The 10,653-nt window shown below is 66.3% G+C and carries 10 protein-coding genes; 9 read left to right on the top strand and 1 reads right to left on the bottom strand.

All coding sequences use genetic code 11. The features are described 5' to 3' along the window. Window positions 1–200: 200 nt before the first annotated feature. Complete coding sequence (locus Q0J54_RS11155) at window positions 201–1,076, bottom strand: methylenetetrahydrofolate reductase (RefSeq protein WP_296305735.1); 876 nt, start codon at window positions 1,074–1,076, stop codon at window positions 201–203. 343 nt (window positions 1,077–1,419) lie between these two features. Here Q0J54_RS11155 and Q0J54_RS11150 point away from each other — a divergent pair, with 343 nt between their 5' ends. The 9 genes from Q0J54_RS11150 to Q0J54_RS11110 are packed head-to-tail and all read left to right on the top strand — an operon-like array spanning window position 1,420 to window position 10,117. After that, a complete protein-coding gene (locus Q0J54_RS11150; protein WP_296305733.1) occupies window positions 1,420–5,244 on the top strand; it encodes a proton-conducting transporter membrane subunit in 3,825 nt (1,274 codons plus the stop codon). Continuing rightward, complete coding sequence (locus tag Q0J54_RS11145) at window positions 5,241–6,203, top strand: respiratory chain complex I subunit 1 family protein (protein ID WP_296305731.1); 963 nt, start codon at window positions 5,241–5,243, stop codon at window positions 6,201–6,203. Before Q0J54_RS11150 ends, Q0J54_RS11145 begins: the two co-directional genes overlap by 4 nt. A 10-nt stretch (window positions 6,204–6,213) precedes the next feature. Further along, on the top strand, window positions 6,214–6,663 hold the full coding sequence (locus tag Q0J54_RS11140) for an NADH-quinone oxidoreductase subunit NuoB (protein WP_296305728.1): 450 nt from the start codon (window positions 6,214–6,216) through the stop codon (window positions 6,661–6,663). A gap of 19 nt (window positions 6,664–6,682) precedes the next feature. After that, window positions 6,683–6,886 (top strand): hypothetical protein, encoded by a 204-nt coding sequence (locus Q0J54_RS11135; RefSeq protein WP_296305725.1) that lies wholly within the window; start codon window positions 6,683–6,685, stop codon window positions 6,884–6,886. Between the two features lie 2 nt (window positions 6,887–6,888). Next, a complete protein-coding gene (locus Q0J54_RS11130) occupies window positions 6,889–7,473 on the top strand; it encodes a 4Fe-4S binding protein (protein WP_296305722.1) in 585 nt (194 codons plus the stop codon). Window positions 7,474–7,499: 26 nt separating this feature from the next. After that, the gene (locus Q0J54_RS11125) at window positions 7,500–8,036 is read left to right on the top strand and encodes an NADH-quinone oxidoreductase subunit C (RefSeq protein ID WP_296305720.1); all 537 of its coding nucleotides are present in this window, start codon (window positions 7,500–7,502) and stop codon (window positions 8,034–8,036) included. Continuing rightward, on the top strand, window positions 8,033–9,121 hold the full coding sequence (locus Q0J54_RS11120) for a nickel-dependent hydrogenase large subunit (RefSeq protein ID WP_296305718.1): 1,089 nt from the start codon (window positions 8,033–8,035) through the stop codon (window positions 9,119–9,121). The genes Q0J54_RS11125 and Q0J54_RS11120 overlap by 4 nt, the downstream gene beginning before the upstream one ends. A 10-nt stretch (window positions 9,122–9,131) precedes the next feature. Beyond that, window positions 9,132–9,509: a hydrogenase maturation nickel metallochaperone HypA gene (locus Q0J54_RS11115; protein ID WP_296305716.1), complete on the top strand. Its 378-nt coding sequence runs from the start codon at window positions 9,132–9,134 to the stop codon at window positions 9,507–9,509. Further along, a complete protein-coding gene (locus Q0J54_RS11110) occupies window positions 9,506–10,117 on the top strand; it encodes a 4Fe-4S dicluster domain-containing protein (protein ID WP_296305715.1) in 612 nt (203 codons plus the stop codon). Before Q0J54_RS11115 ends, Q0J54_RS11110 begins: the two co-directional genes overlap by 4 nt. Window positions 10,118–10,653: the final 536 nt, after the last annotated feature.

The raw sequence follows: 10,653 nt of genomic DNA, 5'->3' as shown, positions 1-10,653 counted from the left end.
CCTGCCGGATGTTCGTCAGGGCAGGCTGTCCCAAGGCGGGGTTGGGGGTCGTAGGGGGTAAGGGGCCGCCGAGGCCCCTTACCCCCTGCCGCCCGCCGCGCAGGCGAGCCGGCCCGGACGCCAGGCTGAAGCCGCCATCCTGCGACAAAAGCAGAGAAAGGAATCCCCCTTCCCCCAAACAAGTACGCGCGCCGCGGTGGTTACAGGCCGGCCTCTTCCACGAGGCGCAGGCACATGTCGGCCTTGTTGAGGGTGTAGAGGTGGATGCCCGGCGCGCCCTCGTCGAGCAGGCGGCGGATCTGGCGCACGGCAACGCGCAAGCCGGCCTCGCGCACGGCCTCCACGCCGCCTTTCTTGTCGGCTTCTTCCAGCTCCAGATAGAATTTGCCGGGGATGTTGGCCCCGCAGAGGCGCAGCACGCGGCGCAGGGAGTCGAAACTCTGGATGGGCAGGATGCCGGGGATGACCGGCGTGCTGAAGCCCTGCGCCCGCAGGCCGCGCACAAGCTCCACATATTCGCGGACATCGAAGAAGAGCTGCGTCACCACGAAGTCCGCGCCCGCCGCGATCTTTTCGGCCAGATGGTGCCTGTCCGCCGCATAGCTGGGCGATTCGGGATGCGGGCAGGGGTAGCCGGCCACGGCCACGCCCATGTCCGGCATCTGCCGCCGGATGAAGCGCACCAGATCCAGCGCATGGCGGAAGCGCCCGGTCTCCCAGTCCCAGTGCGGCTGATCCGCCGGGGCGTCGCCCCGCAGAGCCAGCACGTCCTGTACGCCGGCGGCCCGCAGATCTTCCAGAAAGGCGCTGACGCGCTCCTGCTCCGCGCCCACGCAGGTCAGATGGGCCATGACCTGGAAGCCGCGCCGCACGAGCTCCGCCGTGACAGACAGGGTGTTCCGCTGCTTGGCGCCGCCCGCGCCATAGGTCACCGAAGCAAAGAGCGGATCGAGTGTCTTGAGGCGGGCCGCCGTCTCGTAGAAGGCGGGCAGTTGCGCCGGATCGGACGGCGGGAAAAATTCAAAGGAAATGAAGGGCTCGCGGCGTTCACGCAGCAGGCTGCCGATGGTCGTCATGGATGTGCTCCTTTCAACGGTGAGTGACGTGATGACACATCTTGTATCAATATAACTTGATATGTCAATATAGTTTGTCACGACGACCGCCGGGGCGCGCCTTCGGACAGGGCGGTCATGTCGCGGATTTCACAAGCGGGCGACGACGGACGGGAAAAGCGGGATCCCGGTGCGGCCCGACAGGCGTACCGGCTTGCAAGGCAGGGACAATTCCGCTACGCTGGCCGCTTGTGAAGGGATTTTTTTGTCCGTTTTTGCTGTCCGGCGTCCGCGCGGAGAGGGCGGTCGCAGGCCGTGCCCTTCCGGGAGCGGAACAGGCGGACAGCCAACGTCCGGGGCGCGTATGACCATATCCACCGCATTGGCCGGTTTTCCCGTCCTCCTTGTGCCGGGACTGCTCTTTCTCCTTTTCGGAACCTGGCAGGCCGTACGACAGCGCGAGAACCTGAAACGCCTCATCTGCTGGGGGGCGTTGCAGGACGCCGGCGTGGTGTGCATCGCGCTGGAGTGTCCGGCTCCCGCCTTGGCCGATGCGCTCCCCCTGTTCATCCTTTTCCAGGCCGCGACCCGTCTGCTGGCCCTGAGCGCGCTGGGCGATCTCGCCAAAGGGCTCACGCCGGCGCTGAGCGCGCTGCGCGGCGTCGGGCGGCAGCGTCCGGTCAGCGGGGCGCTGCTGGGGCTGGGGCTCATGGCCAGTGTGGGCGGATCGCCGTTCTTCGTGCCGGAGGCGCGCCTGCGCTTCGTCCAGGGATACATTTACGGCTCGCCGTCGCCGGAGCTCGCGTTGCCGCTGATGCTGCTGATGCTGGCCTGTACGCTGGTCCTCCTCGCGCTGAATCTGCATGCCGTGCGGGTGGCGCTGCTGGAATCGCGGCCCGCCCATGCCCCCGCGCTGCCGGAAGGGGGACGGGCCGGCGTCTTCTCCGTGCTCCTTGCGCTGGTGGTGGCGCTGGCGGGCCTGTTCCGCAACGAGATGATATCCTTTCTGGAAAGCGGGTGGCTGTCGCCCATCACGCTGCATCATCCCGAGCCGCATGTGGCCTTCTGGCTGTTCTATGCCGGGGCGGCGCTGGGCGGCGCGGGCTGTCTCTTGCGCAACCGGCTTGCTCCCTGGACCGTGGTGCTGACCTCGGCGCTGGCGCTGGCCAGTGTCTTCATCTATCCCGTCAACGGTCTCTCCCAGTTCTTCCTTGCGCTCATCGGTCTCGTGGCCGTGGTGGTCAGCTGCTATTCGCTGGACTACATGGCCCATGACGAACACCCGGCGCGTTACTGGTTCTTCCTGCCGCTGACTTTCGCCGCCCTGGCGGGCATCGTGAGCGAGCCCGATCTCGGGGCGCTGTACGGCTACTGGGAACTGATGACCTTCGCCTCCTACTTCCTCGTGGTGCATGAGGGACGGCGGGCGGCGTTCGATGCCGGCTTCAAGTATTATCTCATGTGCGCGGGCGGCGCGCTGCTGCTCATGCCCGGCATCGCCCTGCTGGGCGACGGGAAGACGGGCCTTGTCGCTGTCTTCCAGCATATGCAGCTTCTGCCGGACGCCGCCGTCCAGGCCGGGCTGCTCTGCTGTCTGGCCTGTTTCGCCGTCAAGGCCGGTCTGGTCCCGCTCCATTCCTGGCTGCCTGACGCGCATCCGGCGGCGCCCTCGTCCGTGTCCGCCCCGTTGTCGGGCATCATCACCAAGATGGGCATTTTCGGCCTCCTCCTGCTGCTGTTCCCGGCCGCCGCCGCCCTGCGGAGCGCTCCGGGGCTCTACGGTCTCTCCTGGTTCGGCACGGGGCTGGTCTTCATGGGGGCGTTCACCCTCGTGTACGGTGAGCTCATGGCCTTGCGCCAGCAGGACATCAAGCGCCTGCTGGCCTTCTCCACGCTGGGGCAGCTGGGCGAGATCACCCTCACCCTGGGCATGGGCACGGTGCTGGCCACCTACGCCACCCTGGCCCATGTGGCCATGCACGCCGTTATGAAGGACCTCCTCTTCCTCGGGGCCGGGGCGCTCATCCTGCGGGCCGGATCGCGCCGCCTCGAGGACCTGCGCGGCCTGGGAGGGCAGATGCCGTGGACGGTGTCCTGCATGTGCGTGGGGCTCATCACCATCATGGGCCTGCCGCCCTTCGGGGGCTTTCTGAGCAAGTATCTCATGGTAAAAGCCGTGGTGGACGCCGGCTATCTCTGGCTGGGCGCGCTCATCCTCATCGGCTCGCTGGTGGGGGCGGTCTACTATATCCGCATTCTGAGGACGCTGGTTTTTGAACAGCGCCCGGCGCATCTGCCGGCCGTGGCGGAAGCGCCCCTCTTCATACGCCTTGCCCTGCTGGTGCTGGCCCTGCTCTGTCTCGTGCCGGGCATCGCGCCCTGGCTGCTGGACATGGCGCTGACGCCCGCCGTATCCGCCCTTGTGCAGCCTGACGGCGGCTTCCGGCTGCCGTCGCCCCTGCTGCTCATCTTCGCCGACACGGGGCTCTGGCCCGCCTTCGTGGCCCTGCCCATCTTCGGGGCGCTGGCGCCCGCCTTTTTCCGGCACGATGCGCGGCTGGCCGGGGTGGCTTCGCTGCTCGTCCTGCTGCTGACCGCCGGCCTTGTGGTGGCGCAGGGAGACTATCTGGATGCGCTCTCCTGGGGCTTTGCGCTCCTGGTGCCGCTGCTGGGCGCGCTCAACGTGGTCTATGCGCTGGGCTACATGAGCCACAGCCACAGCCAGTGGCGGTTCTACTGCGCCTTTACGGCCATGTGCGGCGGCCTTGTGGGCATGGCGGCCGCGCAGACCCTGTTCAGCTTCTTCCTGTTCTGGGAGATAATGAGTGCCTGGACGCTCTATCTGGCGCTGGCGCACGAGGGGGATGCCCTCTCCCTGCGCGAGGCCTTCAAGTACTTCTGCTTCAACGTCTGCGGCGCGGGCTTCATCTTCGTGGGCGTCTGCTTCCTGGGCGGCAATCTGGCCATGAGCGCCCGGCCCACGGAGATCGCGGCCACCATCTCCACCCTGCAGTGGCATAATGCGGGCGTGCCCTTCGTGCTGGGCTTCTGCCTCGTGGGGGTGGGCTTCCTTATGAAGGCGGCTCAGCTTCCCTTGCGCATCGACTGGCAGATGCATCCGGCCGTGGCCCCCACGCCGGTGTCGGGTTTCATTTCTTCCGTGCTGCTGAAAAGCTCCATCTTCGGACTGATCAAGCTCTTCCTGCTGCTGGGCGGGGCCGCGCTGGCGGCGCGCCTGATGTCCGGCGAGGCCCTTGAGCGCATGCGTCTCGCCGCCATGTGGATAGGCGGCATCACCATCGTCTATGCGGCCCTCCAGGCGCTGGTGGCCAATCAGATCAAGCTGGTCTTCATTTATTCCACGGTCAGCCAGATCGGCTATATGGTGCTGGCCGTGGCGGCGGGAGGGTCGCTGGGCTACGCGGGCGGGCTGCTGCATGTGGTGAACCACATCTTCTTCAAGGACCTGCTCTTCCTCGTCTGCGGCGCGGTGATGTTCGCCAGCCACTGCGAGACGCTGGAGGATCTGGGCGGACTGGGCCGCCGCATGCCCTTCACCCTTGCCATGTTCGCCATTGCGGGCCTGTCGCTGGTGGGCGTGCCGCCGACCAGCGGCTTCAGCTCCAAATGGCTCATCTACCACGGGCTCATGCAGGCGGGACAGCCGCTGCTGGCGCTGCTCTCCCTTCTGGGCAGCGTCATCACCCTTGCCTATGTGGCCAAGTTCCTCCATGCGGCGTTCCTCGGGCAGCCCGCGCCGCATCTGGAGCGCATCAGCGAAGTGCCGCCCGTCATGCGCGTGCCCATGAGCATCCTGGCCGCCGGCTGCGTGCTGACCGGCGTTTTCCCCGGGCTGGCGCTCTGGCCCATTAATGTGGTGCTGCTGGAGTACGGCCTTGCACCGCTGCCCGTCTCGCCGGCCGGTGTGACCGGCGGCCCAGGGGCCTGGAACGCTACGGGCATGGCCGTTATGATGCTGCTGGCCGTGGGCGGCGGGCTGCTCTTCGTCAAGCGCTTCGTGCGCCTGCGCGAGATCGACGTGCATGCCTGCGGCCTGCCGCCGGAGACGGCCACCAGCCGCATGAAGCCCGCAAGCATTTACGGCGGCCTTGTCCACCTGCTGGGACAGATCCCCGGCGCGCCCGATCCCGCACAGGGCGAACGCGCCAGCAAGGAGCCTGAAGCATGAGCGAGATCCTCTATGCCATCCTGCACATGACCCTCTTTCCCGGCGGGCTCTTCGCGCTGACGCTGGGGCTCTTCTACAAGGCGCTGGACCGCCGCGTGGAAGCGCGCCTGCAACGCCGCGTGGGGCCGCCGCTCACCCAGCCCTGGCTGGACATCGCCAAGCTCTGCACAAAGGAGACCCTCATCCCCCGCACGGCCTGCAAGAGCGTCTTCCTGGCCGCGCCGGTGGTGGGCTTTGCGGGCATGGCCGTCTGTGCGGCCTTCATCCCCGTGCCCGGCGTCTTCGGCGGGCTGTACGACATGGGCGATCTGTTGGTGCTCTTCTACCTGCTGCCCATCCCGGCCATCGCCATGATGCTGGGCGGTTCGGCCTCCAGTTCGCCGTTCGGCGCGGTGGGCTTCTCGCGCGAGATGCTGCTCATGCTGGCCTACGAGATGCCCTTGCTTATGATCCTGCTGGCCGTGGCCATGATGATCGGTTCCCAGACCGGCGGTACGGCGGAATTCTCGCTTTTGCGGATCATCGACTGGCAGCTGGCGGAGGGCTCGCTGGGCTTTCATCCGGCCATGATGCCGGCGCTGGCGGCCTATCTGATCTTTTTGCCCGGCACTATGGGCGTCGTGCCGTTCGACATCCCCGAGGCCGAGACGGAGATCATCGAAGGTCCCCTGCTGGAATACGGGGGGCCGCTGCTGGCGCTCTACCAGATGGGCGGCGCGCTCAAGACCTTCGTGGTGCTGGGGCTGGGGGTGGCGCTCTTTTTCCCCGGGCTCATTTCCGAGCACTGGCCGCTCAATCTGCTCTGGTTCCTGGCCAAGTGTCTGGGGCTCATGCTGGTGTCGCTGACGCTGGTCAAGTCGGCCACCGGGCGTTTCCGCATCGATCAGGCCTTTCGTTTTTATGTGACCGTGCCCACGGCGCTGGCGCTGTGCAGCCTGCTGCTCGTCTGGGCCCTGTAAGGAGGCGGCCATGAGCCTTGATACCCTGCTCAAGAAAATGTCGGTGCGCTCGCCCTGGCTCTTTCGCATCAATGCCGGCTCCTGCAACGGCTGCGACGTGGAGCTGGCCACCACGGCCTGCATCCCCCGCTATGATGTGGAGCGTTTCGGCTGCCGGTACTGCGGCAGCCCCCGCCATGCGGACATCGTGCTCATCACCGGCCCCCTCACCACCCGCGTGCGGGACCGGGTGCTGACCGTCTGGAACGAGATTCCCGAGCCCAAGGTCACGGTGGCCGTGGGCATCTGCCCCATTTCCGGCGGCGTCTTCCGGGAGGGCTATTCCATCGAGGGGCCCATCTCCCGGCATATCCCGGTGGACGTCAACGTGCCCGGCTGCCCGCCGCGCCCCCAGGCCATCCTGGAAGGCGTGGTGCTGGCCAAACAGATCTGGCTGAGGAAGCTGGGGCTGGAGGCCTAGGATGACGGCGGGGCGCAACATGAGCGCGAACCACGGGGCCGCCTCGCTCCTGCGGCGGCTGCGGACCCGGCTGGGCGCCGCGCTTGCCCGTCTCGCCGCGCAACTGACGTCCCTCAATGCCCGTATGGAAGGGGAGAGCGCCTGCCGGCGCTGCGGGATCTGTCATCATGTCTGCGGCATGCTGACGCCATCCCGCCGGGCGGGCCATCCCCCCAAGGAGTGAATATGGCAGGCTTTCTGAAGATCCTTTTCCGCAATCTCCTTGAGGGGCCGAGCACGGATCCCTTCCCGCTGGGAGAGACCTTTTCGCCGGAGCGCATCCGCGGTACGGTGCGCATCGATCCCGAGCTCTGCATGGGCTGCGGCATGTGCCGCTACTCCTGCACGGCCGGAGCCATCAACATACGACACCGCGAGGACGGGACGGGCTATACCATCAGCGTCTGGCAGGATTCCTGCTGTCTGTGCGCCTCCTGCCGGCATTACTGCCCCACCGGCGCCATCACCATCGACAATGACTGGCATCATGCCCATGTGGAGGCGGACAAGTACGGCATGCTGGAGCAGCAGACCATCACCTATGAGCCCTGCTCCCACTGCGGCACGCTCATCCGCCCCATCCCGCTGCCGCTGGCCCGCAAGCTCTATGCGCACAACACGACCCTTGATCCTGACGTCATTCGGCATCTCTGCCCCAAGTGCCGCCAGATCGAGGACGCCAAGCGCAACGCCTGCCACCTGCCCGCCCACGGCGAGAGACGGGCGCATGACGACAGCGTGGCCGCGTCGGCCGCTCCCGTAAAGAAATAAGCCGCCCCCCCGGGCAAAGGATAGTCATGCAGGAAATCATCAAGGGCCGTCCGGCGCTCATCGACGCGCTGACCGGCGACAGCGGCTCCCCCGCCGCCGTCCATCACAGTACGGACGCCTACGGCAACGCGTACCACTGGTTCAAGCTGCCCCAGCCGCGCCGTCTGACGCAGGCCGCCGCCCGTCTGAAGGAGGCCGGCGCGCGGCTGTGCATGATCTCGGCGTACAACCGGCATCAGCTCAGCGAGCAACAGCAGGAGATCTGCTACCATTTCGAGCTGGAGGGCGTGATCTACAACCTTACGGTCAATCTGGGCAGCGAATGGCCGAGCGTGCCGTCCATCACGCCCCTGTTCGCCAATGCCGACTGGCATGAGCGAGAGATGATGGAGCTTTACGCCATCCGGGTGGAAGGGCACCCCGACCCGCGCCGCCTCTTCCTGGACGAGGAGCTGGACGCGGGCGTGCTCAATGAGGCCGTGCCGCTGTCGGTTATGATGAACGGGGCCTGCACCACCGACCTCTGGGAACGCATCCTCAAGGACAGGGGGAACATGGCATGAGCACGCCCACGACCTTTCAAATGCCCCTCGGGCCGGTGCATGTGGCGCTGGAGGAGCCCGTCTACTTTCATCTGACCGTGGATGGCGAGATCATCCGCAAGGTGGAGCTCACCTCCGGGCATGTGCACCGCGGCATGGAGGCCCTGGCCAGCCAGCGCAACCTCATCCAGAACACCACCCTGACCGAGCGCGTCTGCTCGCTCTGCTCCAACAGCCATTCCTTCACCTACTGCATGGCCGTGGAGAACGTGCTGGGCATCGTCATCCCGCCGCGCGCCCGGTATCTGCGCGTCATGGCCGAAGAGATCAAGCGGGTGGCCTCGCACCTTTTCAACACGGCCATCCAGGCGCACATCATCGGTTACAAATCCCTGTTCATGCACGTCATGGAAGTGCGGGAGATGATGCAGGACATCAAGGAGACCGTCTACGGCAACCGTATGAACCTGGCGTCCAACTGCATCGGCGGCGTCAAGTGCGATGTGGAGCCCCGGCATTTCGACTATATCCTGTCCATGCTGGACAAGGTGGAGCCAGCCGTGGACGAGATCCGCGACATCTACGACAACGACCCCATGCTGCTGGGCCGCACGCGCGGTCTTGGTCTGCTGCCGTTTGAGGACGCCGTGCGGCTGGGCGTGGTGGGCCCTGTGGCCCGCGGGTCGGGCATCACGCATGACGTGCGCAAGGATTCGCCCTACGCGGCCTATCCCGAGCTGGAATTCGACGTCATCCACCGGGACGGCTGCTGCGTCAACAGCCGGACGCTGGTACGCCTGGACGAGGTCTTCCAGTCCTTCCGCATCATCCGGCAGTGCTGCGAGAAGTGCCCCGACGGGCCGGTGACCGCGCCCATGAACCAGATCCATCCGGCCGAAGCCTGCGCCCGCAGCGAAGCGCCGCGCGGCGAAGTCTTCTACTACATCCGCACCAACGACACGGATATGCCGGCCCGGCTCAAATGGCGCGTGCCGTCCTACATGAACTGGGAAGCCCTCGGCGTCATGATGCGGGATTGCACCGTGGCCGATGTGGCGCTGATCACCAACAGCATCGACCCTTGCGTCTCCTGCACGGAGCGCTGATTGGCAGGGCATGCACGAGGCGGCGCTCGTCCAGGGGCTGCTCCGTACGGCCGTGCGGGCCGTGGAGGAGCATAACGCCCGACCCGGAACCCGGCGGGTGGAGCGCATCAGCCGCCTCACCTGCCGGCTGGGGCTGCTCTCCTGCGTGGAGCCGGAGACCCTGCGGGCCTGTTTTGAGCTTTTTGCCGAGGACGGCCCGGCGCAGGGGGCGGAGCTCGTGCTGGAAACGGCCCCGCTGGACTGCCGCTGCGACGCCTGCGGCGCGACGTTTGCCCTGACCCGGCGGCATTTCGTCTGTCCGGCCTGCGGCGGTGAGCGCCTGCACTTCAGCGGCGGGCACGGGCTGACCCTCATGGGCCTTGAAGTGGAAGCGGAGAAAATACCATGATCGAACATATCCAAGTCGTCCCCGACAAGTGCCGCGCCTGCCGCCGCTGCGAAGTGGCCTGCATCGCGGCCCATCACGGCATGAGCTTCAAGGAGGCCATGAAGCACCGCGACGTGCTCGTCTCGCGCGTGCAGGTGGTCAAGGCCGAAGGCTTCCGCACGACGGTACGCTGCCATCAGTGCGACCCGGCCCCCTGCTGCGCCATCTGCCCCACCGGGGCCCTGCAACAGGACAAGGACGGGCGGATCAACATGCGCGTACAGCTGTGCGTGGCCTGCAAACTTTGTATCGCCGTCTGTCCGTACGGTACCATCACCCTGGACACCATCGGCATGCCGGACATGAACGCCGATGGCGCGGAGACCATGGCCCAGCGTACTCGCCGCGAAGTGGCCGTACGCTGCGACATGTGCAAAGCCTGGCGCGAAGAGAACGGCAAGCGCATCACCGCCTGTATGGAGGCCTGCCCCGTGCGGGCCCTGTCCATGGTGCTGCCGGACGGCACGGTGGTGGAAGCGCCCCTGCCCGAAAAGAAGCCCGCCGCCGTGGAAAAGCCCGCCAACCCGCTGGAGCCCGCGGCCCCGTCCCCGGCGTCGGACAACGCCTGACCCCGGGATACCGCCCAACTAAACAACATCCCCCGGCGTGATCACGCCGGGGGATGTTGCGCTTTGGAGGGAACTGTCGATGCCCGTAAGGCTCCTGTGTCGCCCCGGGGTATGACGTGGCTTGTACAACGCCTTAAAATAGTAGTCATGCGAGAAGGAGAGGGAAACCGTTTTGAAAAACGGTTATCCCTCTTCCCCTCGCGCTCCCCTCTCCTTTCCCAAAACTTTTGGCAGGGTACATGTCGGGCGGCGCGGCCCGCAAGGCGTCGCGTGGCTGTTTTGTCCCCTACCGGGATGAAAAAGAGGCCGGACAGCGCTAACCGTCCGGCTTTTTGTACAGATTTTGGCTGCGGTGGGGTTGGGGGACGGCTTGGATGTCGTGACGCCGGAGCAGGGAGGCAGTAAAGCGCGTTTGGGGAGGGGTTGGGGGGTGTGGGGGGAGGGGAACCCCTTTGCGCGCTAGGGGCTGTTTCTAAAAAGTTTATTGCAGCCAAATCAGACAGGCCGCCAACATGACGTTTGCCCGGAATGTTGCG

This window comes from uncultured Desulfovibrio sp. (assembly GCF_944324935.1).
Taxonomy (GTDB): Bacteria; Desulfobacterota; Desulfovibrionia; order Desulfovibrionales; family Desulfovibrionaceae; genus Desulfovibrio.
Note: the sequence above shows the minus strand (reverse complement) of the source record. Positions and strands in the feature narration are given on the sequence as shown.